Origin of the sequence: Modestobacter sp. VKM Ac-2984 (assembly GCF_026967985.1) — a bacterium.
GTDB lineage: Bacteria > Actinomycetota > Actinomycetes > Mycobacteriales > Geodermatophilaceae > Modestobacter.
Map to the genome: position 1 here is coordinate 194,829 of NZ_JAPVBJ010000010.1, position 25,090 is coordinate 219,918.

Annotated in this window: 23 protein-coding genes; 12 read left to right on the plus strand and 11 right to left on the minus strand. The window is 73.9% G+C overall.

The features are described from left to right. Positions 1-43: 43 nt before the first annotated feature. From O2W16_RS19310 to O2W16_RS19320, 3 genes are all read left to right on the plus strand, one after another. On the plus strand, positions 44-661 hold the full coding sequence (locus tag O2W16_RS19310) for a DUF3000 domain-containing protein (protein WP_269160455.1): 618 nt from the start codon (positions 44-46) through the stop codon (positions 659-661). Between the two features lie 126 nt (positions 662-787). Beyond that, complete coding sequence (locus tag O2W16_RS19315) at positions 788-1,063, plus strand: LuxR C-terminal-related transcriptional regulator (protein ID WP_269160456.1); 276 nt, start codon at positions 788-790, stop codon at positions 1,061-1,063. Further along, complete coding sequence (locus O2W16_RS19320; protein ID WP_269160457.1) at positions 1,060-2,319, plus strand: ribonuclease D; 1,260 nt, start codon at positions 1,060-1,062, stop codon at positions 2,317-2,319. Before O2W16_RS19315 ends, O2W16_RS19320 begins: the two co-directional genes overlap by 4 nt. 87 nt (positions 2,320-2,406) lie before the next feature. Here O2W16_RS19320 and O2W16_RS19325 read toward each other — a convergent pair whose 3' ends face one another. From O2W16_RS19325 to O2W16_RS19335, 3 genes are all read right to left on the minus strand, one after another. Beyond that, positions 2,407-3,690 carry a sugar ABC transporter permease gene (locus tag O2W16_RS19325; RefSeq protein WP_269160458.1) on the minus strand — a complete coding sequence of 428 codons (1,284 nt, stop codon included), beginning with the start codon at positions 3,688-3,690 and terminating at the stop codon, positions 2,407-2,409. Positions 3,691-3,699: 9 nt separating this feature from the next. Further along, positions 3,700-4,506 carry an ATP-binding cassette domain-containing protein gene (locus tag O2W16_RS19330; protein WP_269160459.1) on the minus strand — a complete coding sequence of 269 codons (807 nt, stop codon included), beginning with the start codon at positions 4,504-4,506 and terminating at the stop codon, positions 3,700-3,702. A gap of 71 nt (positions 4,507-4,577) precedes the next feature. Next, positions 4,578-5,639 (minus strand): sugar ABC transporter substrate-binding protein, encoded by a 1,062-nt coding sequence (locus tag O2W16_RS19335; protein ID WP_269160460.1) that lies wholly within the window; start codon positions 5,637-5,639, stop codon positions 4,578-4,580. A gap of 254 nt (positions 5,640-5,893) precedes the next feature. Here O2W16_RS19335 and O2W16_RS19340 point away from each other — a divergent pair, with 254 nt between their 5' ends. Further along, positions 5,894-7,114: a thiolase family protein gene (locus O2W16_RS19340; protein WP_269160461.1), complete on the plus strand. Its 1,221-nt coding sequence runs from the start codon at positions 5,894-5,896 to the stop codon at positions 7,112-7,114. Continuing rightward, a complete protein-coding gene (locus O2W16_RS19345) occupies positions 7,111-9,189 on the plus strand; it encodes a 3-hydroxyacyl-CoA dehydrogenase NAD-binding domain-containing protein (protein WP_269160462.1) in 2,079 nt (692 codons plus the stop codon). The genes O2W16_RS19340 and O2W16_RS19345 overlap by 4 nt, the downstream gene beginning before the upstream one ends. 145 nt (positions 9,190-9,334) lie before the next feature. Here the strand turns inward: O2W16_RS19345 and O2W16_RS19350 are convergent, their stop codons facing one another. The 3 genes from O2W16_RS19350 to O2W16_RS19360 form a co-directional block, all read right to left on the minus strand. Next, on the minus strand, positions 9,335-9,595 hold the full coding sequence (locus O2W16_RS19350) for a thiamine-binding protein (protein WP_269160463.1): 261 nt from the start codon (positions 9,593-9,595) through the stop codon (positions 9,335-9,337). A 104-nt stretch (positions 9,596-9,699) separates the two neighbouring features. After that, the gene (gene dxs, locus O2W16_RS19355; RefSeq protein ID WP_269160464.1) at positions 9,700-11,622 is read right to left on the minus strand and encodes a 1-deoxy-D-xylulose-5-phosphate synthase; all 1,923 of its coding nucleotides are present in this window, start codon (positions 11,620-11,622) and stop codon (positions 9,700-9,702) included. A 102-nt stretch (positions 11,623-11,724) separates the two neighbouring features. Further along, a complete protein-coding gene (locus tag O2W16_RS19360; protein WP_269160465.1) occupies positions 11,725-12,093 on the minus strand; it encodes a hypothetical protein in 369 nt (122 codons plus the stop codon). A gap of 96 nt (positions 12,094-12,189) precedes the next feature. On the opposite strand from O2W16_RS19360, the gene O2W16_RS19365 reads away from it, so the two are divergent. Next, positions 12,190-12,843 (plus strand): class I SAM-dependent DNA methyltransferase, encoded by a 654-nt coding sequence (locus O2W16_RS19365; RefSeq protein WP_269160466.1) that lies wholly within the window; start codon positions 12,190-12,192, stop codon positions 12,841-12,843. Here O2W16_RS19365 and O2W16_RS19370 read toward each other — a convergent pair. Then, positions 12,819-13,088: a hypothetical protein gene (locus O2W16_RS19370; RefSeq protein ID WP_269160467.1), complete on the minus strand. Its 270-nt coding sequence runs from the start codon at positions 13,086-13,088 to the stop codon at positions 12,819-12,821. The two genes, O2W16_RS19365 and O2W16_RS19370, sit on opposite strands and share 25 nt — an antisense overlap. Before the next feature lie 209 nt (positions 13,089-13,297). On the opposite strand from O2W16_RS19370, the gene O2W16_RS19375 reads away from it, so the two are divergent. Both O2W16_RS19375 and O2W16_RS19380 read left to right on the plus strand, forming a co-directional pair. Beyond that, positions 13,298-13,435: a hypothetical protein gene (locus O2W16_RS19375; protein WP_269160468.1), complete on the plus strand. Its 138-nt coding sequence runs from the start codon at positions 13,298-13,300 to the stop codon at positions 13,433-13,435. Between the two features lie 129 nt (positions 13,436-13,564). Then, complete coding sequence (locus O2W16_RS19380; protein ID WP_269160469.1) at positions 13,565-14,560, plus strand: TAXI family TRAP transporter solute-binding subunit; 996 nt, start codon at positions 13,565-13,567, stop codon at positions 14,558-14,560. On the opposite strand, the gene O2W16_RS19385 is transcribed toward O2W16_RS19380, so the two are convergent. Beyond that, a complete protein-coding gene (locus O2W16_RS19385; RefSeq protein ID WP_269160470.1) occupies positions 14,524-15,960 on the minus strand; it encodes a HAMP domain-containing sensor histidine kinase in 1,437 nt (478 codons plus the stop codon). The two genes, O2W16_RS19380 and O2W16_RS19385, sit on opposite strands and share 37 nt — an antisense overlap. 16 nt (positions 15,961-15,976) lie before the next feature. Further along, positions 15,977-16,675 carry a response regulator transcription factor gene (locus O2W16_RS19390; RefSeq protein WP_269160471.1) on the minus strand — a complete coding sequence of 233 codons (699 nt, stop codon included), beginning with the start codon at positions 16,673-16,675 and terminating at the stop codon, positions 15,977-15,979. 226 nt (positions 16,676-16,901) lie between these two features. Between O2W16_RS19390 and O2W16_RS19395 the strand changes: the two genes are divergently transcribed. Genes O2W16_RS19395 through O2W16_RS19410 form a run of 4 tightly spaced genes read left to right on the plus strand, consistent with a single transcriptional unit; the run spans position 16,902 to position 21,693 of the window. Next, positions 16,902-19,007 (plus strand): TRAP transporter permease, encoded by a 2,106-nt coding sequence (locus tag O2W16_RS19395; RefSeq protein WP_269160472.1) that lies wholly within the window; start codon positions 16,902-16,904, stop codon positions 19,005-19,007. After that, positions 19,004-20,014 carry a TAXI family TRAP transporter solute-binding subunit gene (locus O2W16_RS19400; RefSeq protein WP_269160473.1) on the plus strand — a complete coding sequence of 337 codons (1,011 nt, stop codon included), beginning with the start codon at positions 19,004-19,006 and terminating at the stop codon, positions 20,012-20,014. The genes O2W16_RS19395 and O2W16_RS19400 overlap by 4 nt, the downstream gene beginning before the upstream one ends. 3 nt (positions 20,015-20,017) lie before the next feature. Then, positions 20,018-20,920 (plus strand): dihydrodipicolinate synthase family protein, encoded by a 903-nt coding sequence (locus tag O2W16_RS19405; RefSeq protein ID WP_269160474.1) that lies wholly within the window; start codon positions 20,018-20,020, stop codon positions 20,918-20,920. After that, positions 20,920-21,693 carry an SDR family oxidoreductase gene (locus tag O2W16_RS19410; RefSeq protein ID WP_269160475.1) on the plus strand — a complete coding sequence of 258 codons (774 nt, stop codon included), beginning with the start codon at positions 20,920-20,922 and terminating at the stop codon, positions 21,691-21,693. Before O2W16_RS19405 ends, O2W16_RS19410 begins: the two co-directional genes overlap by 1 nt. A 15-nt stretch (positions 21,694-21,708) precedes the next feature. Here O2W16_RS19410 and O2W16_RS19415 read toward each other — a convergent pair whose 3' ends face one another. Both O2W16_RS19415 and O2W16_RS19420 read right to left on the minus strand, forming a co-directional pair. Next, positions 21,709-22,998: a class I SAM-dependent RNA methyltransferase gene (locus tag O2W16_RS19415; protein WP_269160476.1), complete on the minus strand. Its 1,290-nt coding sequence runs from the start codon at positions 22,996-22,998 to the stop codon at positions 21,709-21,711. Next, positions 22,991-25,021 carry an APC family permease gene (locus tag O2W16_RS19420; RefSeq protein WP_269160477.1) on the minus strand — a complete coding sequence of 677 codons (2,031 nt, stop codon included), beginning with the start codon at positions 25,019-25,021 and terminating at the stop codon, positions 22,991-22,993. The genes O2W16_RS19415 and O2W16_RS19420 overlap by 8 nt, the downstream gene beginning before the upstream one ends. Positions 25,022-25,090 lie beyond the last annotated feature (69 nt).

The window sequence follows — 25,090 nt, forward strand, 5'->3', positions numbered from 1 at the left end:
GTCGGGGCCTCCGCTGCGGTGACGGGCGACCTACCCTGCCCAGGTGGCCCAGCAGCGCAAGCGCCTCGACGACGGCGCCCCGCCGCCGGAGCGACCGGCTGCGTTCCAGGCCGCCCTGGAGGCCCTGGCGACGGTGCGCCCGCGCCCGGAGGTCGTCGTCGAGCACATCCCGGCGCCGCAGCGACTCGCTCCCTGGTCCCACGCGATCGGCCTGCGGGTCGGCCACCCCGAGGACGAGGAGGAGGAGCTGGCCAGCGGCCGGTTCATCCTGCTGTTCGACCCGGAGGGCCACGAGGCCTGGCAGGGCACCACCCGCTGCGTCGGCTACGTCTCGGCCAGCACGGACTCCGACATGGTCGACGACAGCATGTTCTCCGAGGTCGCCTGGAGCTGGCTGATCGACGCGCTGGCCGAGTCCGGGGGCGCACACCACTCCGTCGGTGGCACGGTCACCCGCACCGCCTCCACCCGCTTCGGTTCGATCGCCGCCCCGGAGCACTCGGTCGACGTCGAGATCCGCGCCTCGTGGACGGCGGACGGCACCGACCTGGACCGGCACCTCACCGCGTTCCTCGAGGTGCTGGGCACGGCCGCCGGCCTGCCCCCGCCCGGCATCCGGCTGATCGCCGCGATCGAGCAGGCCGGGACCGACGACGCCTAGACTCCCGCCGTACTGCACTCGGCGTGACCGGACGTCGGCCGAATGCGCGGACACGCCGGGCCGTTCGCCGGGTGGTCAGCTGCTGACCACCTGCGTCGTCGGTCCGGTCCGACCACGGGAGGGTCGATGCCCCAGGGCCAGCCGTGGTCCGACGGCGTCCTCGTCCACCCGCTCGCCGGGGCCACCCGCAGCGGGGTGGAGGAAGCTGTCCGGGAGTTGTCCGCCCCGGAACGGGACGCCCTGCGGCTCGTCGCCGGCGGGGGCACGAACGAGGAGATCGGCGAGAAGGTGGACCTGTCCGCACTGACCGAGAAGAGCCACCTGGCGCACAGCCCGCGCCCGGGCACCGGCGACCGGGCGCATCCGGCGCCACGGAGCCTCCGCCGAGGGGCCGCCGAGTGAGCACGGACCCCGACGCCGAGCTGCCCACCGACCCGGCGGTGGAGCCCGCCGTCGACGAGGGCCCGCCCCCGACCCCGCTGCTGGCCCCGCGGGACGGACTGCCGCCCGTCATCGAGACCTCCACCGCGCTGGTCGCCTACGCCGATGCACTGGCCGCCGGCAGCGGCCCGGTCGCCGTGGACGCCGAGCGCGCCTCGGGCTACCGCTACGGCCAGAGCGCCTACCTGGTGCAGCTGCGCCGGGTCGGCGCCGGCACCGGCCTGATCGACCCGGTGCCGCTGCCGGACCTGACCGCCGTGCAGACCGCGATCGGCGACGCGGAGTGGGTGCTGCACGCGGCCAACCAGGACCTGCCCTGCCTGGCCGAGCTGGGCCTGGTGCCCACCCGGCTGTTCGACACCGAGCTCGCCGCCCGGCTGGCCGGGTTGCCCCGCGTGGGGCTCGGCGCCGTCGTCGAGTCGCTGCTGGGCCTCTCGCTGCAGAAGGGGCACTCCGCGGCCGACTGGAGCACCCGCCCGCTGCCGGCGGACTGGCTCGTCTACGCGGCGCTGGACGTCGAGGTCCTGGTCGAGCTGCGGGACGCCCTGGCGCAGATCCTGGAGGAGCAGGGCAAGACCGAGTGGGCGCGGCAGGAGTTCGCGGCGATCCTCACCGCCGGCCCCCCGGCGCCCAAGGTCGACCCGTGGCGGAAGACCTCCGGGATGCACGGCCTGCGCAGCCGGCGCCAGCTGGGCATGGTGCGGGCGCTGTGGCAGGCCCGCGACGAGCTGGCCCGGCGACGCGACATCGCGCCCGGCCGTGTGCTGCCCGACGCCGCCATCGTCTCCGCCGTCCAGGCCGACCCGAAGAACGAGGGCGCGCTGCTGGAGCTCCCGGTGTTCCGCGGCCGCGCGAACCGGAAGCTGGTGACCACCTGGTTCGGTGCCCTGGTCCGTGGCCGGGAGCTCCCGGAGGACCAGCTGCCGCTGCACAGCCGCCCCGGTGACGGGCCGCCGCCGGTGAACCGCTGGGCCGACCGCGACCCCGATGCCGCAACCCGGCTCAAGGCCGCCCGGACCGCCCTGGCGCAGGTGTCGGAGCAGTGGTCGGTGCCGGTGGAGAACGTCCTCTCCCCCGACCTGGTCCGGCGGCTGATGTGGGCACCACCCCGGCCGGCCGACGCGGCCGCCGTGGCGGAGGTGCTGCGCGCCGGTGGCGCGCGCGAGTGGCAGGTCGAGCTGACCCGCGACCTGCTCACCGAGGCGATCGCCGGCTGATCCCCGGCCCGGCAGGACGACGGCGGCCCACGGCACGGTGTGCAGCACTGCGCACCGGGGCCGTGGGCCGCCGTCGTCGTCCCTGCGTCAGCGCGCCGTGGCCGCCCGCCGCCGGGCCAGCGCGTCGACCGAGGCCGCCAGCAGCAGCACCCCGCCGGTGATGACGAAGTTCAGGTACGCCGCCACGCCGAGCAGCCCCAGCCCGTTGGCGATGATCGCGATGACCAGGCCACCGAGCAGCGCATCCCGGGCCCGTCCGCGCCCGCCGAAGAGGCTGGTGCCACCGATGACCGCGGCACCGACCGCGTACAGCAACGTGTTGCCCGCACCGGCGTCCGGCGTCACCGAGCTCAGCCGGGAGGTGGCGAGGATGCCGCTGATCGCCGCCAGGCTGGAGGAGATGACGAACGCCATCACCCGGATGCGGGTCACGTTGATGCCCGCGCGGCGGGCCGCCTCGGCGTTGCCGCCGACCGCGTACATGTGCCGGCCGAAGCTGGTGCGGGACAGCACGAACGTGACCACCAGCAGCAGGAGGATGACCAGCGGGATGGCGTACGGGATGCCGGCCAGGTCGACCGCCGCCGACAGCGCCCGGTCCTGGCTGAGGATCGCGGTCACGCCCAGCACCACCACGGCCATGAGGACGACCCGGAGGACGACCAGCAGCAGCGGCTGGTGCGCCAGGTCCCGGGCCCGCTTGGCCCGCCAGCGCCAGAGTTCGACCACCGCGTAGGCCACCGCCACCAGCACGGCCAGCGCCCAGCCGACCGCCAGCGGCAGGTTCTCGTTGGCCAGTGCGCGGATCACCGGTTCGCGGACCGGCACGGTGCCGCCCTGGCCGATCAGCCGCAGGGTCACGCCCTGCCAGCCGAGGAACAGGGCGAGGGTCACCACGAACGACGGGATGCCCACCATGCCGACCAGGCTGCCGGTGAACATCCCGATCACGGCACCGGTGGCGATCGCGGCCAGGACCGCGATCGGCCAGCCGACCCCGGCCTGCACGAGCAGCTGGGCCAGCACCGCCGAGCAGACCCCGCTGACCACGCCGGCCGACAGGTCGATCTCGCCCAGCAGCAGGACGAAGACCAGTCCCATGGCCAGCACGATGATCGGGGTGGCCTGCACCGCGAGGTTCGCCAGGTTGATCGGGCTCAGGAAGGTGCCCGGCCGCAGCACCGTGAACAGGATGCCGAGGGTGATGATGCCCAGGACGGCCGGCAGCGCCCCCAGGTCACCGCCGCGCAGCTTGTCCACGTACCCGCGGACGGCGCCGCCGAGCGTGTTGTCCTGCCGGTCGCCCTCGAAGCCGGCGGCGGGCTTCTGCGGACCGCTCGCCTCGGCGGCGGTCAGTGTGTTGCTCGACATGACGTCCTCTCAGTCCTCGAGGTCTTCGGCCGAGAGGCCCAGGTCACCGGACCGGCCGGAGGTGATGAGCTCGATGACCTGGGTGCGGTCGACCTGGTCGATCGGGACGTCGGCGGCCACCCGACCCAGGTACAGCGCGGCCACCCGGTCGGCGACCTCGAACACGTCGACCATGTTGTGGGTGATGAAGACGACGGCGTGGCCGGCGTCGGCCAGCCGGCGGACCAGGTCCAGCACCTGCCGGGTCTGCGCCACGCCCAGTGCCGCGGTCGGCTCGTCGAGGATGACGAGCTTGGACTCCCACAGCACGGCCTTGGCGATGGCCACGGTCTGCCGCTGTCCGCCGGAGAGGCTGGACACCAGCTGCCGGACGGACTTCAGGGTGCGGACCGACAGCTTGGCCAGCGTCTCCCTGGCCGCCACCTCCATCGACTGCTCATCGAGCAGAACGCCGCGCTTGCGCTCCCGCCCCAGGAACATGTTCTGGACGACGTCGAGGTTGTCGGCCAGCGCGAGGTCCTGGTAGACCACCTCGATCCCGAGCTTGGCGGCGTCCCGGGGGCTGTGCAGCGTGACTCGCTCGCCCTCGAACTCCACCTCGCCCGAGTCGAACGGGTGGATGCCCGCGATGCCCTTGATCAGCGTGCTCTTGCCCGCTCCGTTGTCACCGACCAGTGCGGTGACCTTCCCGGGGTAGACGGTGAGGTGGACGTCGTGCAGCACCTGGACGGCGCCGAAGCTCTTGTCCACCCCTCGCAGTTCGAGGGTGGGCCGGCCGACGGCCGTGGTGCCGTGATCGCGCTCTGGAGCGGACACGTGGGTCCCTTCTTGCCTGGACAGGCCGACAGGGGCGCCCCCCGGAGAGGGCGCCCCTGCTGGCAGGTGGACTACTGGATGCCGAGCTCGGTGCAGGCGGCGGCGTACTCACCGGTGCACAGGTCCGCGGCGTCGACGTAGCCGTCGTCGACGACCTCCTTGACGTTGTCCCGGAAGACCGGGACCGGGTCCAGCAGCACGGCCGGGACGGTGCGGTCGCCCTCGGGGTCCTCGGCCTCGCCGTCGACCTCCGGCGTCTCGCCGTTGACCAGGGCGACCGCGAGCTCGGCCAGCGCGTTGGCCTCCTCCTCGATCGGCTTGTAGACGGTCATGCACTGGTTGCCGGCCAGGATGTTCTGCAGGCCCTCGGTGGTGGCGTCCTGCCCGGTCACCGGCACGGTGCCCGCCACGTTGTTGCGGGAGAGGATGGAGATCACCGCGTTGGCCAGGCCGTCGTTGGCGGCCAGGACGCCCTGGATGTCGCCCCCGGCCTGGGTGTACATCTGCTCGAAGATCGTCGCGGCCTGCTGGTTGTCCCACTCGGGCACGGCCTGCTCGGCGACCTGCGTGTACTGGGTCATCGGGTCGAGCACCTCGTGGGCGCCCTCGGAGAACAGCGTGGCGTTGTTGTCGTCCGGCGAGCCGTTGAGGAACGCGATGTTCGCCGGCTCGTCGCCGAGGCACTGGGCCAGGCCCTCGCCCTGCAGGCGGCCGACCTCGGTGTTGTCGAAGGAGACGTAGTAGTCCGACTCCCCACCGAGGGTGAGCCGGTCGTAGTCGATCGTCTGCACGCCCTGCTGCTCGGCCTGGCGCTGGATCGCGGCACCGGAGGCGGAGTCGAGGTTGGTGATCGCCAGGACGGTCGCCCCGCCGGTGATCATCTGTTCGGCGATCGTCGCCATCCGCTGGGCGTCGCCCTGGGCGTTCTGGATGTCGTAGTCGACGCCGGCCTCCTCGAAGGCGGTCTCGAGCAGTGGGCGGTCTGCGCTCTCCCAGCGGGCCGAGGACGCGGTGTCGGGGAGGATCACCCCCACCTTGCCGGCGGCCTCGGCGGCGTCGCCGCCACCGCCGGCGTCGTCGTCACTGCCGCAGGCGGCCATCGAGAAGACGAGTGAGGCTGCGAGAGCCGTCATCAGGGTGCGCTGTCGCGCCATGTTCGACCTGCCGTTCCTTCGTTGGATCCGGGAGATTTCCGGAAGTGATCGTTTACTGCCTCCCGGTGTGACCGCAAGCACATGGCAGCACTGTTGCCGGACTGTGACCCGGAACGCCCCGGTCACCCCCGCGGGTGTGGAGCCCCGGGTTACCAGCGGGTAACTTCGCCGTGCCGCCCTGTTCGGGGCTGCACCGAGTTCATCGCGGAGGTCCTGTGTCATCTGGAGAGCGGTTGCCGCGCCACCTGCGTGAAGTCGTCTTCGTCGACGGCGTGCGCACCCCGTTCGGCAAGGCGGGCCCGAAGGGCATCTACGCCGAGACCCGCGCCGACGACCTCGTCGTGCGCTGCATCCGGGAGCTGCTGCGCCGCAACCCGGCGCTCCCGGCCGACCGGGTCGACGAGGTGGCCATCGCCGCCACGACCCAGATCGGTGACCAGGGCCTGACCATCGGCCGCACCGCCGCGCTGCTCGCCGGGTTGCCGAAGAGCGTGCCCGGCTACGCCATCGACCGGATGTGCGCCGGGGCGATGACCGCGGTGACGACGACGGCCAGCGGCATCGCCTTCGGCGCCTACGACGTCGCGATCGCCGGCGGGGTCGAGCACATGGGCCACCACCCGATGGGCGAGGGCGTCGACCCGAACCCGCGGTTCGTCAGCGAGAAGATCGTCGACGGCTCCGCGCTGGTGATGGGCTCGACCGCGGAGAACCTGCACGACCGGTTCCCCCACCTGACCAAGGAGCGGGCCGACGCCTTCGCGCTGGCCAGTCAGCAGAAGTACGCCGCAGCGGTGGCCGCCGGCCGGATCGGTCCCGAGCTGGTGCCGGTGGCGACCCGCTCCGCCGAGGCCGGTTGGGGCCTGGCCACCGTCGACGAACCGCCGCGGCCGGGCACCACCCTGGAGGGGCTGTCGGCACTCAAGACGCCGTTCCGGCCGCACGGCCACGTCACCGCCGGCAACGCCGCCGGGCTGAACGACGGCGCCACCGGCTGCCTGCTCGCCGCCGAGGAGGTCGCCGAGGAGCTGGGGCTGGACGTCGGCATGCGGCTGGTCGGCTTCGGCTTCGCCGGCGTGGAGCCCGAGGTGATGGGCGTGGGGCCGATCCCGTCGACGGAGAAGGCGCTGGCCCGGACCGGGCTGTCGATCACCGACATCGGCCTGTTCGAGCTCAACGAGGCCTTCGCCGTCCAGGTGCTGGCGTTCCTGGACCACTTCGGCATCGCCGACGACGACGAGCGGGTCAACCCGTGGGGCGGCGCGATCGCCGTGGGCCATCCGCTGGCCTCCTCCGGCGTGCGGCTGATGACCCAGCTGTCCCGGCAGTTCGCCGAGCGGCCCGACGTCCGCTACGGCCTGACCGCCATGTGCATCGGCATCGGCATGGGCGGCACCGTGATCTGGGAGAACCCGAACTGGTCGGGGGCACACACCGAGGGAGCACAGAAGTGAGCGCCGTGTTCGCCGACGAGGTCGTCACCGCCGCCAAGGTCCGGTACCTGCGGGTGCCCGGGCTGACCGGTGAGCTGGCGCTGATCACCCTGGACAACGGGCACGACCACACCCGCCCGTCCACCTTCGGGCCCGGCGGGCTGGCCTCGCTGGACGCCGCCCTGGACGAGATCGACGTCCACTCCCCCGCACCGGTGGCCATCGCCGTCACCGGGAAGCCGTTCATCTTCGCCGTCGGCGCCGACCTCTCCGGCGTCCCGTCGATCGCCTCGGCTGCCGACGCACGGGAGATCGCCGAGACCGGGCACCGGGTGTTCCGCCGGCTCAAGGAGTCGACGATCCCGACGTTCGCGTTCGTCAACGGCGCGGCGCTCGGCGGCGGCCTGGAGCTGGCGCTGCACTGCCACCACCGGACGATCGCCAGCACCGCCGTCGCCGCCTTCCCCGAGGTCTTCCTCGGCCTGGTGCCCGGCTGGGGCGGCACCCAGCTGCTGCCGCATCTGATCGGCATCGACGCCGCGGTCGGCGTCATCGTGGAGAACGCGCTGGCGCAGAACAAGGTGACCCCGGCACCGAAGGCGGCTGAGCTGGGCATCGCCGACGCGGTGTTCGAGCCGGCCGACTTCCTGGAGCGCTCGCTGGAGTGGGCGGCCGGGGTGCTCGCCGGGGACGTCGTCGTCCGCCGTCCCGAGGTCGACCGGTCGACCTGGGACGACGCCATCGCCCGGGCCCGGCAGCTCGTCGCCGCCCGGACCCGCAACGCCTCCCCCGGTGCGCTGCGCGCGGTGGAGCTGCTCGACCTGGCCCGGGCCGGTGACGCCGGCTTCACCGCCGGCACGGCGGCCGAGGACGACGCGCTCACCGACCTGCTGATGAGCGACGAGCTGCGGGCCGGCCTGTACGCCTTCGACCTGGTCAACAAGCGGGCCAAGCGGCCGGCCGGGGCCCCGGACCGGAAGCTGGCCCGGAAGGTCACCAAGGTCGGCGTCGTGGGCGCCGGGCTGATGGCCTCCCAGCTGGCGCTGCTGTTCCTCCGCCGGCTGGAGGTGCCGGTCGTTTTCACCGACGTCGACCAGGCCCGCGTCGACAAGGGCGTCGGCTACGTGCACGGCGAGCTGGAGAAGCTCGCCGGTCGCGGGCGGCTCTCCCCCGACGCGCTCAACCGGCTCAAGGGCCTGGTCACCGGGTCGCTGGACAAGGCCGCCTTCGCCGACGCCGACCTGGTGATCGAGGCGGTGTTCGAGGAGCTGTCGGTCAAGCAGCAGGTCTTCGCCGAGGTGGAGGCGGTGGTGACGCCTGAGTGCGTGCTCGCCACCAACACCTCCGCGCTGTCGGTGACCGAGATGGCGTCGCGGCTCCAGCACCCGGAGCGGGTCGTCGGCCTGCACTTCTTCAACCCGGTCGCCGTGCTGCCGCTGCTGGAGGTGGTGCGCGCCGAGGGCACCGACGACGCCACGCTGGCCACCGCGTTCGCCGTGGGCAAGCAGCTGGGGAAGTCCTGCGTGCTGGTCGCCGACGCCCCGGCGTTCGTGGTCAACCGGCTGCTCACCCGGTTCCTCGGCGAGGTCACCGCCGCCGTGGACGCCGGCACCCCGGTGCCGGTCGCCGAGACGGCCCTGGAGCCGCTGGGCCTGCCGATGACGCCCTTCGAGCTGCTCACGCTGGTCGGCCCACCGGTCGCGCTGCACGTGGCGGAGCGGATGCACGAGGCGTTCCCCGACCGCTTCGGCGTCGGTGCGGGGCTGCGGCGGATGGTCGAGCTCGGCAAGAGCTCGGTCTTCGTCGAGCCCGGCGTGATCGACCCGGAGCTGGCCGGGATCGACGCCGGCGACTCCCCGCTGACCGCCGAGGAGCTGCGCACCCGGGCCGAGCGTGCACTGGCCGAGGAGATCGGGCTGATGCTGGAGGAGGGGGTCGTCCAGGCCGTGCAGGACATCGACCTGGCGATGCTGCTGGGCGCCGGCTGGCCGTTCTGGCTCGGCGGGATCAGCGCGTACCTCGACCGGGCCGGCGTCTCCGAGGCCGTCACCGGGGCGCGGTTCCTCCCGAAGGGCGTGGCCTCCCTGCCCGCCTGACGGACGGCGACCGCCGGACTCACCTCCCGGTCGCCGACCTCACCTCGCAGCGTGAGGTCGGCGACCGGCGCGTGAGGGCGGCGATCATGGCGTGGAGACGACGAGAGCGCCGCATCCCCCGTGGGGTGCGGCGCTCTCGTCGCGCTCAGCGGAACTTGTGGGTGAGGCTGTCCATCGTGCGGTCCACCGAGGCGATCTTCACGTGCGAGATCCCGGCGTTCGCGCCGGCGGCGATCATCGCCTCGTGCGCAGCCCGCAGGGTCGCCCACACCGCATCGGCGTCGCCCTCCAGCGTGGTGCCCAGCGCCCCGACCTCCGACCGCAGCCCGGAGGCCTGGATCACCCGGATCGCCGCCTCGACGAAGGCGTGCGGGTCGTCCGGCGTGCCGGGCGGGGACGGCGCCACCTGGATCTCGGCGATGATGAAGATTGTCGACCTCCGATTGCTCGTCCGGCCCCCGTGCAGGTACCCACCGCGAGCGCGCGAGGGGTGGGGGCACGGGGGTCCTTCTACTGCTGCTGGCCCTCGACCTCGGCGGACTCGCTCTGCCCCGCGGCGCGGTCGGCGACCCGGGCGGCCCACTCCACGATCCGCCGGGCGACGTCCTGCTCGGTGAGGCCGACGTCAGCCAGCACCTGACCGCGGCTGCCGTGCTCGAAGAACTGCTGCGGCAGGCCCAGCGTGCGCACCGGCACGTCGCAGTCGGCGTCCTGCAGCGCCTGCGAGAGCAGGGTGCCCACGCCGCCGGCCCGGCCGCCGTCCTCGACGGTGACCACCAGCCGGTGCTCACCGGCCAGCGTGACCAGCTCGTCGGCGACCGGCATCACCCAGCGCGGGTCGACCACGGTCACCTCGATGCCGTGGTCGGCGGCGCGTTCGGCGACCGCCAGGCACATCGGCACCAGGGAGCCGACGGCGACCAGCAGCACCTCGGGGCTCGCGCCGCGGCGCAGCACGTCGACCCGCCCGCGCCGCTCGATCGCCGGCACCTCGGGCGGCAGCGCACCCTTCGGGAAGCGGATGACGGTGGGCCCGTCGGAGACCTGCACCGACTCGCGGAGCGCCTCGCGCATCGTCGCCTCGTCCCGCGGCGCCGCCAGCTGCAGCCCCGGGACGATCGAGCAGATCGACATGTCCCACATGCCGTTGTGCGAGGCGCCGTCGGAGCCGGTGACGCCGGCCCGGTCCAGCACGAGGGTGACCGGCTGGCCGTGCAGCGCGACGTCCATCAGCAGCTGATCGAAGGCGCGGTTCAGGAAGGTCGAGTAGATGGCGACGACGGGGTGCAGCCCGCCCATCGCGAGCCCGGCGGCCGAGGTCAGCGCGTGCTGCTCGGCGATGCCGACGTCGTACGTGCGCTCGGGGAAGCGCTCGGCGAACGGCGCCAGACCGGTCGGGTGCAGCATCGCCGCGGTGATCGCCACGACGTCGGAGCGCTCGGTGCCGATCCGCACCAGCTCGTCGGCGAAGACGTCGGTCCACTCCGGGCCCTTGGCGGCCGAGGAGAGCCCGCTGTCGGGCTCGAAGACGCCGGTGGAGTGCCAGGCGTCGATGGTGTCGGTCTCCGCCGGCGGGTAGCCGAAGCCCTTGGTGGTGACGGCGTGCACGATGACCGGCCCGCCGAAGGAGCGGGCCCGGCGCAACGCCGACTCCATCATCTCCACGTCGTGGCCGTCGACCGGGCCGACGTACTTCATGCCGAGGTCCTCGAACATGCCCTGCGGGGCCAGGACGTCCTTGAGCCCCTTCTTGATCGCGTGCAGCGCGTCGTAGAGCTTCGTGCCGACGACGGGGGCGCGGTGCAGGGCCTGCCGGACGGCGGCCAGCGCCTCCTCGTACCCCGGGCGCAGCCGCAGCGTGGCCAGTGCGTCGGCCACCCCACCGATCGTCGGGGAGTACGAGCGGCCGTTGTCGTTGACCACGATGACGACGGGGCGGTCCTGCGCGGCGGCGATGTTGTTCAGCGCCTCCCAGGCCATGCCGCCGGTGAGCGCGCCGTCGCCGATCACCGCGACCACGGGCCGGACGTCACCGCGGACGGCGAAGGCCTTGGCCAGCCCGTCGGCGTAGGACAGCGACGTCGAGGCGTGGCTGTTCTCCACCCAGTCGTGCTCGCTCTCGGCCCGACTGGGGTATCCGGACAGCCCGTCGCGCTGGCGGAGCTGGGCGAAGCCGTCCTGCCGGCCGGTGAGCAGCTTGTGCACGTAGGCCTGGTGCCCGGTGTCGAAGATGACCGGCTCGCGCGGGGACTCGAAGACCCGGTGGACGGCGATCGTCAGCTCGACCGCGCCGAGGTTCGGGCCCAGGTGGCCGCCGGTCTTGGCGACCGCGGCCACGAGCGCATCGCGGATCTCGCCGGCCAGGACCGGCAGCTGGTCGGGGCGCAGGGCCCGGAGGTCGGCGGGCCCGGTCAACGAGCTGAGCAACGACACGACGGGGCAGGGTCCTCTCGACGACGGCGGCGTCCGGTGGGGCGCAACCGGTGAAACCCCACTGTAACGGCGAACCGGCGACCTGCCTGGTCGGCAGCGAGCTCAGAGCCGGGGCACCCAGCGCTCACCCCGCAACGCCCCGGCGACCACCTCGACCCCGCGGGCGGCCCGGGTGAGCCGGGCACCCTCTCGCTCGTAGGCGCTGATCGCCGCCTCCATGGCCTCCGGCGGCAGCTGGTCGGCGAGCTCCACCCGCACGGTGCGCCAGCCGGCCCGGGCCGCCTCGAGCCCCGCGGCGACGTGGTCACCGGCGAACCGGGCCAGCAGCACCGGGTAGCGCCGGAGCACCTCGTGCGCCCGGTAGTCGGGCGGCACGAGGTCGAACAGCCAGCTGACCGCGGTCCGCTCCCAGTCCGGGGCGCCGGGCGGCCAGACCTCGTCCGGCCAGCCCGGTGGCAGTGCGACGTCCACCCGGTCAGTGTGCGCGGACGCCGCGGCGACCTCGACCGCGGATCGCACGTGTGTTCGAAGCGTGACCTGTCGGTGTCCCGCCGTACGGTCCCCGGCGTGACCGAATCCAGCGATGTCGCAGAGACCCGTGCCGCCTACGACACGGTCGCCGCCAGCTACGAGGAGCTGGCCCGGTCGTTGCTGGCGGAGAGCGCGATGGACCGCGCCGTGCTCGGGGTCTTCGCCGAGCAGGTGCTGGCCGACGGCGGAGGCCCGGTCGGCGACCTCGGGTGCGGCCCGGGCCGGATCACCACCCACCTGGACTCCCTCGGGCTGGACGCGTTCGGCATCGACCTCTCCCCCGGCATGGTCGACGTGGCCCGCCGGCGGCACCCGCACCTGCGCTTCGAGGTCGGGTCGCTGATCGCCCTCGACCTGCCGGACGGCGGGCTGGCCGGTGCGCTCGCCTGGTACTCGGTGATCCACACCCCGCCGGAGCGGCAACCTGCGGTGTTCGGCGAGCTGGCCCGCGTGCTGCGGCCCAGCGCACCGCTGCTGCTCGCCTTCCAGGCCGGCGCCGACGAGCCGGTGCACCACCGGCAGGGCTACGGCCACGAGATCTCGCTGCACGGCTGGCGGCTCGATCCCGACCGGGTCGCGCGGCAGCTGGCCGACGCCGGCCTCGATGTGCGGGCCCGGGTGCTCCGTGAGCCCGACGGCTCGCCGTACGAGAAGAGCCGCCAGGCCTACCTGCTGGCCGTGCGCGCCTGACCCGACGACGGCCGGTCCTCGCCGGTCCCGCGCAGCGCCCACAGCCGGGAGCCGGCGACCCCGGCGAGCAGGACCCCGAACACCGCCGACAGCCAGTTGCCGTCGGCCGCGTTGGCGACGGCGGTCCCGACGAGGAAGACCGCTGCCACGGCCCAGAACCCGCGGCTCACCGGGCGCAGCAACAGCCAGGTGTGTGCCGAACGCGCCCAGTCGGCCAGCCGCTCGCCACTCGCCGGATCAGCCACAGCGCCAGCGTAGGCCCAGCGACCTGACCGGCCAGGCCGGCGGACGGGCCTGGACCAACCACCACGCCCGAGTGAGAGCGGACCGGATCGCAGTACGGGCGACGCGCGCAGGTGCCGATGACGAACGTGACCCAGGACACACGGATCGTTCGACGAGCCGCCCGGGAACGCCTGACCCGCTCGCACTCGGCAGTACTGGAGGCCCTGACGTGACCACCTACCGCAACGTCCGAGACCTGCTCACCGAGGCCGTCCACGAGGCGTTCCTGCTCGCCGACTTCCTCATCCGCAAGGCCGATGACCGGTGGGTCCTGCCGCGCGGGGACACCAGCCGCAGCCCTGTCTGACCCTGCCCCAGCCGCACGCTCCCCGGCCGGCCGCGCTGCCCGCCGGCTCCCCGGCCGGGGAGCCGCGCGGCTAGGGTCGGCGCCGGCCGGCACGGGCGCCGACCCTGCGGCAGGAGGAGTGGGCGTGTGGTGACCAGCGGCCGATCCCGCAGCCGGCTGGCCGGAGCGGCCGCCGCGGTCGCCGTGCTAACGGGCACCCTTCTCACAGGCTGCGCCACGGACCTGGACGTCGCCGACCCACCCGCCGAACTGGTCGTCGCCGCGGGCGAGTCCTCGGGGGTCTACTACCGCTACGGGCTGGGTCTCGCCGACGCCTTCGGCGCCGAGCTCCCGGACACGGCCGTCAGCGCAGCGGTCACCAGCGGATCGGTGGACAACATCCAGCGGCTGGCCACCGGCGACGCGGCGGTCGCCTTCGCGCTGGCCGACACCGCCGCCGAGGCCGCCGCCGGCACAGGCCCCTTCGACACGCCGGTCCCGCTCCGGGCCATCGCAAGGCTCTACACGAACTCCGTGCACGTCGTCGTCGCGGCCGGGTCCCCCGCCCAGCGGGTGGCCGACCTCGCCGGCAAGCGGGTGTCGGTGGGTGCTCCCGGTTCGGGCACCGAGGTGACGGCGCTGCGGCTGCTGACGGTCGCCGGGGTGTCCGGTGACCGAGCCGCCCACACCCAGCGGCTGGGCGTGCAGGAATCGGCCGGCGAGCTGGCGGCGGGCCGACTGGACGCCTTCTTCTGGTCCGGCGGCCTGCCCACCGACGGGGTCCAGGACCTGGTCGACAGCACCCCGGTGCGGCTGCTGCCCACCGACGACCTGCTGGTCGGCATGCGCGCCGACCACGGGGAGTACGTCGTCGAGCAGACGATCCGGGCCAGCGTGTACGGCCTGCCCGCCGACGTTCCGGGCATCGGCGTCCCCAACCTGCTGCTCGTGCGGGCGGACATGCCCGACGACCTCGCCGAGACGCTCACTGCCGCGCTGTTCGCCGCCCAGGTGGACCTGGTCGGCGCGCACCCGGCGGCGCGGCACCTGGACCAGCGCAGCGCCATCACCACCGCCCCGGTGCCGCTGCACCCGGGGGCGGCCGCCTTCTACCGGGCCGCCAAGCCTGGGGTCAGCGGCGGCTGAGCCGCCGCCGGGGCCGGCCGGAGGGATGACGGTGCCACGTCCAGCCGGGGCAGCCGGACGGCGACGCACACCCCGTGCGGTCGGGCCGGGGAGATGGTGAGCCGGCCACCACAGCGTTCGGCGAGCGCCGTCGCGATCGCCAGCCCGAGCCCGGAACCGGGGACGTTCTGTTGGTCGGGCGCGCGCCAGAAGCGGCGGGTCGCCACGGCGCACTCCTCCGGGGTGAGCCCCGGACCGTCGTCCACCACCCGGACCTCGACCTCGGCGTCCCCGGTCAGCTCGACCTGGACGTCGACGGTGCCGCCGCGGGTGAAGCGCAGCGCGTTGGACAGCACGGCGTCGAGCACCTGGTCCAGCGCACCTCGCGGGGCCAGCACCCAGCAGGTGCCGGCGCCGGTCAGCAGCACCTCGGTGTTCCCGGCGGCAGCGGCGTCGCTCCACATCCGCAGCCGGTCCCGGACGCACTCGCGCACGTCCACCGCCACCAGCGGGCCGGCGTCGTCCTCGGCCCGGGCCATGGCGAGGGTGTCGTCGAGCACCTGGGTGAGCCGCTCGATCTCCGCCATCGCCAGCCGGTGGTCCGCCCGCGCGCCGGGCACCAGCCCGGCCTCCAGCGCGTCGACCCGCAACTGCAGCGCGGTGAGCGGGTTGCGCAGCCGGTGCGAGACGTCGGCGACCAGGGCCCGCTGCTGTGCGCTGGAGGTCCGGATGGCCTCGGCCATCCGGTTGAAGTCGGCGATCAGCCGGCGCAGCTCCGGAGGCCCGGGGCCGACCTTCGCGCGGGCGTCGAGGTCGCCGGTGGTGAGGGTGTGCACGGCGTCGTCCAGCCGGTGCACCGGGCGCAGGATCCACCGGGACAGCGGTGCGGTCGCCAGCGCCACCAGCGCCAGGGCGAACAGCCCCGCGGCGGCCAGCAGCGCCCAGTGGACCACCACCTGCTGCACCACCCGATCAGTCGGCGAGACGGTGACCACGGCGCCGGCCACCTCGCTGCCGCGCAGCACGGGCTCGGCGACGGCGACCGGGGCCGTCCGCCACGGCAGGACGGTGGGCGGCGGGCTGGACCGGCGGCCGGCCAGCGCCTGCCCCATGCTGTCCGCCGCGACGGCCTCGGGTGCGTCCGGCGCCGAGCTGAGCAGCAGTTCCCCGTCCGGGCCGTGCACCTGCACCAGGACGCCGTAGAGGTCGCCGTACGCCCGCAGCTCCGGCTGCAGGGTCCGCACCGCATCCCGGGCCAGCGCCGGGGCGGCGAGCCGGGCCAGCCGGGAGGTGTCGCCGGTGCGGTCGATGAGCAGCTCCTGGGTGCGGGCCTGCGCGTAGCTGGCGGCCAGCGGCACCTCCACGGCCAGCAGCAGCACGGCGACCAGGCCGATGAAGAGCGCGATCAGCCGGCGCCGCACCGGGCCACCTCCCGGCTCACGGCAGCGGGACGGCGGCGCGCATCCGGTAGCCGACGCCGCGGACGGTCTCGATCAGCTCCGGGTCGCCGAGCTTGGCGCGCAGCGTGGCCACGTGCACGTCGAGGGTGCGGGTCGAGCCGAACAGCGTCGCGCCCCAGACCCGGTCCAGCAGCGTCTCGCGGGAGCAGACGGTGCCCTGGGCGCCGGCCAGCACGACCAGCAGGTCGAACTCCTTGCGGGACAGCTTCAGCTCGCCCCCGGCCAGGGTGACCCGCCGGGCGCCCGGGTCGACCTCGAGCGCACCGTGACGCAGCACCGGCGCCGCCGGCGCCTCGGCGAGCGCGACCGGCGGGGACTGGGCCGAGCGGTGACTGCGGCGCAGCACGGCCTCCATCCGCGCCAGCAGCTCGCCACTGCTGTAGGGCTTGACCACGTAGTCGTCCGCCCCGGCCCGCAGCCCGGCGATCCGCTCCCGCTCCTCTGCCCGCGCCGTCACCGCGATGATCGGCACGTCGACGACCCGGCGCAGCGCCCGACAGACCGCCAACCCGTCCATGTCGGGCAACCCCAGGTCCAACAGCACGAGGTCGACCGCGCGAGGCACCAGCGCCTCCTGCCCGGAGGACACCCGCTGCACCAGCACCCCGTGCCGGCGCAGCACGTCGCCCAGCGCCGCCGCCACGCGATCGTCGTCCTCGACCAGCAGGACCCGCACATCCCCTCCTCCGCGCTCCCGGGGGCCCGGCGACGTTAGGAGGACGTCAAGTCCTCGCCCGACGCTGGGCTCCGACGTCGAATGCTGTCACGGTCCCTCCGACAAACGTGAGGGAGGCCACACCGTGTCCGTGCAGGGAACCGACGCCGGGAGCCCCGGCGAACGAGCCGTCGGCTCGACGCCGGCGCCTCCGGCCACGCCATCGCCGGTGGCCACGACATCGCGGGTGGCGACACCATCGCGCCCGGGCAGCGAGCCCACCGAGGAGCCGACCCGGCCCGGCGCGCTGGGCGACGTGCCCGCCGAGGCCGATGCGGAGAAGCCGGCCCGGGTGCTCACCGGGCCGCTCCGGCTCGCCGTGAGCGTGGTCGCGGCGCTGCTCTCGGTCTACGCGCTGTGGAACGTCTTCTTCCCGGTGCCCGCACTGCAGTACCGGATCATCTTCCTCGCCGTCGTCCTGCCGCTGACCTTCCTGCTCTACCGCCCCGCCGTCCGGGTGCTGCGCGGGAGGAGCGAGGGCCCCGACCGGCCCAGCGTGCTGGACTGGGGACTGGCGGCTGCGTCGCTGTTCGTGGCGATCTGGCCGCTGCTCGCCGGCTTCGACGCCTACATCTCCCGCGGCTTCCGGCCGCTGGTCATCGACGTGGTCTGCGGACTGGCGCTGTGTGCGCTGGTGCTGGTGGCGACCTGGCGGACCGTCGGCCCGGTGCTGCCGGTGATCTGCCTGCTGTTCATCGGCTACGCCTACCTCGGCGACCTGATCCCCAACGGCTGGCTGATCGGCCACCGCGGCTACGACTACCCCCGGCTGACCTCGCAGTTCGTGATGGGCACCGAGGGCCTGTACGGCGTGCCGCTGGACGTCGCGGCCACCTACATCATCCTGTTCACGATCTACGGGGCGGTGCTGGAGTTCTCCGGCGCCGGCCAGTTCTTCATCGACATCAGCTTCGCGGCCTTCCGCCGGTCGCGGTCGGCGCCGGGCCGCACGGTCACCCTGGCCGGCTTCCTGCTGGGCACCGTCTCGGGATCCGGGACCGCGACCGCGGTCAGCCTGGGCAGCGTCGCCTGGCCCATCCTCAAGAAGGCCGGCTACCCGCGCGACTCCGCCGGTGGTGTGCTGGCCGCCGCCGGGATCGGGGCGATCCTCTCCCCGCCGACGCTGGGCGCAGCCGCCTTCATCATCGCCGAGCTGCTCCGGGTCTCCTACCTGCAGGTGCTCGGCTACGCGCTGATCCCGACGCTGCTGTACTACCTCGGCATCTTCCTGGCGGTGGAGTTCGACGCCCGCCGGTTCGGCGTCCGCGAGGTGCCGCTGCAGCGGCAGAGCTTCTGGCGGCTGCTCGGCCGGTTCGGCTACCACTTCAGCTCGCTGTTCGTGATCGTGCTGCTGCTGGCGCTGGACCAGTCCGCGTTCAAGGCCGTCGTCTACGCCACGGCGCTGGCGTTCCTGCTGTCGTTCCTGGACCGCAGCCGGCGGATGACCCCGCCCCGGGTGTTCGACGCGCTGGCCAAGGGGGCCGCCGGCGTCCTGCCGGTCGCGGCGACCACCGCTGCCGCGGGGCTGATCGTGGCGGTGCTGACGCTCACCGGGCTCGGCCTCGACCTGTCCTCGATCATCGTCGACCTGGCCGGGCTGGTCTCCAGCAACCCGACCGCCCAACTCATGGTCACCTGCGTGCTGGCCGCCCTCGCGGTGCTCGTGCTCGGGCTGGCGGTGCCGGTGACGGCGTCGTTCATCATCGCCGCGGTGGTCATCGCCCCGGCGCTGACCTCGCTGGGCGTGGCCACCCCCGAGGCCTACATGTTCATCTTCTACTACGCGGTGCTCTCCGAGGTGAGCCCGCCGACGGCGCTGGCCGCCGTCGCCGCCGCCGCGATCACCGGCGGCAACGCCTACAAGACGATGATCATGACGGGCAAGTACACGCTGCCCGCCTTCCTCGTGCCGCTGGCCTTCGTGCTGACCAGCAACGGCCAGGGCCTGGTCGGCGAGGGCGGACTGGGCACCGTGTTGTTCGCGACCGTCGTGTCCGCACTCGCCGTCGCCGCCCTCGCCGTCGTCACCGGCAAGTGGCTGATCGGCCCGGCCCGGGCGCCGGAGCGGGTGCTCGCCCTCGCCGCCGCGCTCCTGCTGCTGTACCTGGAGACGACCACGGTGCTGATCGGCCTCGCCGCGCTCGTGCTCGCCGTCGTGGTGCACCTCGTCGGCCGCCGCAGGCACCCCGCTCCCCCGACCCCCCAGCCGCCCCCCGACGACGGGCCGGAGACCGCCCCGCCGTCCGCCACCCGGAACGCACCGCCCATCCCGACCCAGGAGGTCACCTCGTGAGAAGGTCCCGCACCCCCGTCCTGCTCGCCGTCGCATCAGCCACCGCACTCACCCTCGCCGGCTGCGGCGAGGCCGGTGGTGGTGGTGGCGGCTCCGCCGAGGGCGAGAGCGCCGGCTGCGCCGAGCCGGCCGGCGGTGGCCGGCTCTCCATCGCCACCGGCAACACCACCGGCGTCTACTACATCCTCGGCGGCGGCATCGCCGCGGTGCTCACCGACGAGGTCGAGGGCACCGAGGCGACGGCGGAGGCCACCAACGCCTCGGCGGAGAACATCCGGCTGGTCTGCGCCGGCGACAGCGACATCGGCTTCTCCCTGGCCGACACCGCCGCCGACGCGGTCAACGGCGAGGCCGGGTTCGCCGGCGAGCCGCAGTCGGTGCAGGCGCTGGCCCGGATCTACAGCAACTACACCCAGGTCTTCGTCCGCGCCGACGCCGGCATCGAGTCCATCGCGGACATGGCCGGCAAGACGGTCTCCACCGGCTCGCCGAACTCCGGCACCGAGGTGATCGCCACCCGGCTGCTGGAGGTCAACGACCTGGGCACCGGCGACGTCGACCAGCAGCGGCTGGGCCTGCCGGAGAGCGTGCAGGGCATGAAGGACGGCTCGATCGACGCGCTCGTCTGGTCCGGCGGCCTGCCCACCGGCGGCATCACCGATCTGGTCACCTCGATGGGCGAGGACGTGGTGGCGCTCCCGCTGGACGAGGAGCTGCCCAAGATGCAGGAGGCCTACGGGGAGGCCTACACCGAGGGGAGCATCCCGGCCGACACCTACGGCCTGCCCGAGGACGTCGCCACGATCGCCGTCCCGAACCTGCTGGTCGTCAGCGACGCCATGCCGGAGGACGTCGCCCAGGACGTGACCCGGGCGATCTTCGAGAACCTGGACGACCTGGCCGCGGTGCACCCGGAGGCGGAGAACATCTCCGCGGAGACCGCCACCGATACCGGCGACGTGCCGCTGCACCCGGGCGCCGAGGCCTACTTCGACGAGCAGGGCTGAGGCGTGGGCGACGTCGCACTGGCACGGGGCGTGTGGGGGGTGCTGGCCACCCCGTTCCACGGGCCGGCCCTGGAGGTCGACCGGGACAGCCTGACCCGGCTCGCCGGGCACCTGGAGAGCGCCGGCGCCACCGGGCTGACCGTGCTGGGGGTGTTCGGGGAGGCGATCCGGCTGTCGGTCGCCGAGCGTCGGGCGGTGCTCGGCGCGGTGGTCGACGCCGTCTCGCTGCCGCTCGTGGTCGGTGCGACGTCGCTGGCCACCGCACCGCTGCTGGACGAGGTCCGGATGGCCCAGGAGGTCGCCGGCGACCGGCTGGCGGCGGTCATGGTGCAGGTGCACTCGCCCAGCGCCGACGTGCTGCGGGCACACCTGCAGGCGGTGCACGACGCGACCGGGGCGGCCGTGGTGGTGCAGGACTACCCGGTGGCCAGCGGAGTGCGGATCAGCGGGGACGACCTGGTGCGGGCGCTCACCGGCCTGCCGTTCGTCGCCGCGGTCAAGGCGGAGTCCCCGCCCACCGCGGCCGCCGTCGCCGGCCTCACCGCACGGTTGGACGTACCGGTGTTCGGCGGTCTGGGCGGGCTCGGGCTGCTCGACGAGCTCGCCGTCGGTGCGGCCGGGGCGATGACCGGGTTCTCCTTCCCGGAGGGCTTGGTGGCCTGCACCCGCGCGTTCGCCACCGACGGCTTCGTCGCCGCCCGCGAGGCCTTCCTGCCCCACCTGCCGCTGATCGCCTTCGAGCAGCAGCCGAGCATCGGGCTGGCCATCCGCAAGGAGTGCCTGCGGCGTCGTGGACTGGTCGCCGAGGCAGCGGTGCGGCCTCCGTCGCCACCGATGCCCGCTGCGTTGCACGACCAGCTGGTGCGCCAGGTGGACGCGCTCGCCGTCCCGGCCGGGGTGCGCTGATGGACCTCGGACTGGACGGTCGCACCGCGGTGGTGGCCGCCTCGACCGGTGGGCTGGGTGAGGCGGTGGCCCGGGCGCTGGCGGCGGAGGGCGCGCAGGTCGTGGTCGCCGGCCGGCGCGGGGACCGGGCGCAGCAGATCGCAGCCGAACTCCCACGCGCCGTCGGCGTCGAGGTGGACCTGACCGCCGCCGACGGGCCGGCCCGGCTGGTGGCCGCGGCGGAGTCGGCCTTCGGGCCGGTGGACGTCGCAGTGCTCAACGGGCCCGGCCCCCGGCCCGGTCGAGCGGCCGACCTCACCGACGACGACGTCACGGCGGCGGTCGACGCACTGGTGGTCCCGCACCGCCGGCTGGTCGCCGCGGTGCTGCCCGGCATGCGGGAACGCGGCTGGGGCCGGGTGCTGGCCGTCGGCTCCAGCGGGGTCGCCGCGCCACTGCCGAGCCTGGCGGCGTCCAACCTCGGCCGGGCGGCGCTCGCCGCCTGGCTCAAGACGCTGGCCGCCGAGGTCGCCGCCGAGGGGGTGACGGTGAACCTGCTGCTGCCCGGCCGGATCGCCACCGATCGGGTGGCCGAGCTGGACCAGGCGGCGGCCGGCCGCACCGGGCAGTCGGTCGAGGAGGTGCAGGCCGCGTCCCGGGCGACCATCCCAGCGGGGCGGTACGGGCGCCCTGCGGAGTTCGGCGCGGTCGCGGCGTTCCTCTGCAGCGACGCCGCCAGCTACGTCACCGGCTCGGCGCTGCGCTGCGACGGCGGCCTGGTGCGCAGCCTGTGACCCGCTGGTCCCGGCTCAGGCCGGGACCAGCAGGGCGACGCACTCCACGTGGGCGGTCATGGGGAAGCAGTCGAAGGCCCGCAGCGCCTCGAGGCGGTAGCCCGCGTCCGCGAACGCGGCGACGTCGCGGGCCAGGGACGCCGGGTCGCAGGCCACGTAGACCACCGCGCGGGCTCCGGAGCCGGCGAGCACCCGGCTGACGTCCTTGCCGGCCCCGGCCCGGGGCGGATCGAGCACGACGACGTCGGGGCGGCCGAGGTCACCGAGCAGCTCGGTGAGACCAGGGGCGTCCACGTCGCCCTGCCAGACCTCGGCCTGCGGCAGGTCGGCGAGGTTCGCGTCGGCCGCGGCACAGGCCGCGGCGTCGGACTCGACGCAGACCACCCGGCCCGCAGCGCCCACCCCGGGTGCCAGCGCCCCGCCGAACAGGCCGGCGCCGGCGTAGAGGTCCAGCACCGTCTCCCCCGGCTGCACCGCGGCGAAGCCCCGGACTGCGTCCACCAGGGCGTCGGCAGCCGCCGGGTGCACCTGCCAGAAGCCGGTGCCCTCGACCTCCCAGTCCCGGCCACCGGCGGTCCGCTGCGCCCGCCCAGCCGGCTCCTCGGGCACCTCGGCACCGGGCCGCAGCACCTGGGTGTCCAGCGGCCGGCCGCGGCGGTCCAGCGTCGTCGTGGTCACCACGCCGGCCGAGTCGACGGCGACGTCGACCGCCCCGGCGTCCAGCCAGCGCCGGGCCAGCACCGCCTGGGCGGCCGGCTCGGCGGTGATCGGGCAGTCGTCGAGCGGGACGACGTCGTGCGAGCGGTGCCGGCGCAACCCCGGCGAACCGGTGCGGTCGACGGCGAACCGGGCCCGCGACCGCCAGCGCAGCGGCCCGCCGGGCAGCGCCTCGACCGTGACGTCGACGTCCAGCCCGGCGAGCCGGGACAGCTGCTCCCGGACGACGTCGGCCTTGAGCGCCAGCTGGCCGGCGTGGCTGACGTGCTGCCAGTCGCAGCCACCGCACAGGCCGGGGCCGCTGTACGGGCACGGGCGCTCGACCCGCTCCGGCGCCGCCTCCAACACCTCGACGGCGTCGCCGCGGCAGAAGCCCTTCTGCCGGTCCTCCGTCACCTCGACGACCACGCGCTCCCCGGGCAGCGTGTGCCGCACGAAGACCACCCGGCCCTCGTGCCGCGCCACGCAGTGCCCGCCGTGCGCCACCGGGCCCACGGTCACCTCGAAGCGGCTCCCCACCCAGCCGCCGCCGGAGTCGGGCGCCTGCCGCTGCGGCCGGGCAGCAGGACGGCGGCGGCGCTCAGCCATAGGGCGTCTGCTCGGTCTCGGACGTCAGCCCGCGCCGCAGGTCGCCGGGGGCCGGGCCGCTCCCGTCCCCGCCCTCGCGGTCATGGGAGCCCTCCAGCTGCCACGGCACGCTGGTGATCATGACCCCGGGCAGGAACTGCAGCCGGGTGCGCAGCCGCAGCGCGCTCTGGTTGTGCAGCACGTTCTCCCACCAGTGGCCCAGCACGTACTGCGGCACGAAGACCACGACCAGGTCCCTCGGGCCGGCGCGCCGGATGTCCTTGACGAAGTCCAGGACGGGGCGGGTGATCTCCCGGTACGGCGACTCGAGCACGGTCAGCGGCAGCGGGATGTCGTAGCGCTCCCAGTCCCGCTGCAGTGCGCGGGTCTCGGCCCCGTCCACGTTGACCGTCAGCGCGGTCAGCACGTCGGGCCGGGTCGCGCGGGCGAACGCCAGCGCCCGCAGCGTCGGCTTGTGCACCTTGGAGACCAGGACGACCGCGTGCACCCTGCTGGGCTTGGTCCGCGCGTCGCTGTCGGGCACCAACTGCGCGGCCACCTGCGAGTAGTGCCGGTTGATCGCCCGCATCAGCAGGAAGATCACCGGCATCGCGGCGAGCACGATCCAGGCGCCGCCGGCGAACTTGGTCACCACGACGATGAACAGGACGACGCTGGTCATCGTGCCGCCGACGGCGTTGATCAACCGGGAACGCTGCATCCGGCCACGGGCGGCGGGCTCGGTCTCGGTCCGCAGCTCCCGGTTCCAGTGCCGCACCATGCCCCACTGGCCGATCGAGAAGCTGGTGAAGACGCCCACGATGTACATCTGGATCAGCTGGGTGGAGTCGGCGTCGAAGACGACCAGCAGCAGGATCGCGAACCCGGCGAGCAGCAGGATGCCGTTGCTGTAGACCAGCTTGTCGCCGCGGGTGTGCAGCTGGCGGGGCATGAACCGGTCCTGCGCGAGCACGGAGCCCAGCAGCGGGAAGCCGTTGAACGCCGTGTTGGCGGCCAGGATCAGCACCAGCGCCGTCGCCGCCTGGACGAGGTAGAAGCCGATGGAGTCCGCGCCGCCGAAGGTCGCCGCCGCCACCTGCGCGATCACGGTCCGCTGCGGCTGGTTCTCGCAGTCGAAGCCCACCAGGTCGCAGGCGTTCTCCACGTACTTCACGTCCGCCAGCAGCGCCATCGCCGTGACACCGGCGAACATCGTGGCGGCGATGCCGCCCATCAGCGCCAGGGTCGTCGCCGCGTTCCGGCTCTTCGGGGGGCGGAACGCCGGCACGCCGTTGGCGATCGCCTCCACCCCGGTGAGCGCCGTGCACCCGGAGGCGAAGGCCCGCAGCACGAAGAAGATCAGCGCCAGGCCGGTCACCTGCTCGTAGCCCGGTTCGGGCTGGATCGCGTAGCCCGCGCTCTCGGCCACCACGTCGCCGCCGGTGACGAGCTCCCGGATCAGCCCGGTGCCGATCATCACCAGGATGCAGGCGATGAACGCGTAGGTGGGGAAGGCGAAGGTCCTCCCCGACTCCCGCACCCCGCGCAGGTTGATAGCCACGAGCAGGGCGACGAGCCCGACGGAGATGAGGACACGGTGCTCGGCGAGCTCGGGGAACGCGGAGATGATGTTGTCGGTGCCGGAGCTGACCGACACCGCGACGGTGAGCACGTAGTCCACGAGCAGTGCGCTGGCGACGACCAGGCCGGCGAACTGGCCGTGGTTCTTCATCGCCACCTCGTAGTCGCCGCCGCCCGAGGGGTAGGCGTGCACCACCTGGCGGTAGGAGAGGACGACGACGGCGAGCAGCAGGACCACGAGCGCGGCCAGCCACGGGGTGAGGAACAGGAACGTCGTCCCGGCCAGCGTCAGGAAGATGAGGATCTCCTGCGTCGCGTAGGCGACGGAGGAGAGCGGGTCGCTGGCGAAGATCGGCAGCGCGAGGTGCTTGGGCAGCAACGACTCGCCAGCACGGTCGCTGCGGACCGGCCGGCCGAGGACGAGTCGTTTCGGGAGTTGTCCGAGGTCGGACAGGGTTGGCACGGCGGCGATGGTACGGACGCCGCGACCACCCGTGGGCCGGGACGGGGCGACCTCACTCACATGGGCAAC

Excerpts from the sequence above, each read along its gene's own strand:
- O2W16_RS19315 (WP_269160456.1), top strand. The coding sequence starts at position 788 with ATGCCCCAGGGCCAGCCGTGGTCCGACGGCGTCCTCGTCCACCCGCTC.
- O2W16_RS19325 (WP_269160458.1), bottom strand. The coding sequence starts at position 3,690 with ATGTCGAGCAACACACTGACCGCCGCCGAGGCGAGCGGTCCGCAGAAG.
- O2W16_RS19335 (WP_269160460.1), bottom strand. The coding sequence starts at position 5,639 with ATGACGGCTCTCGCAGCCTCACTCGTCTTCTCGATGGCCGCCTGCGGC.
- O2W16_RS19410 (WP_269160475.1), top strand. The coding sequence starts at position 20,920 with ATGGACCTCGGACTGGACGGTCGCACCGCGGTGGTGGCCGCCTCGACC.
- O2W16_RS19415 (WP_269160476.1), bottom strand. The coding sequence starts at position 22,998 with ATGGCTGAGCGCCGCCGCCGTCCTGCTGCCCGGCCGCAGCGGCAGGCG.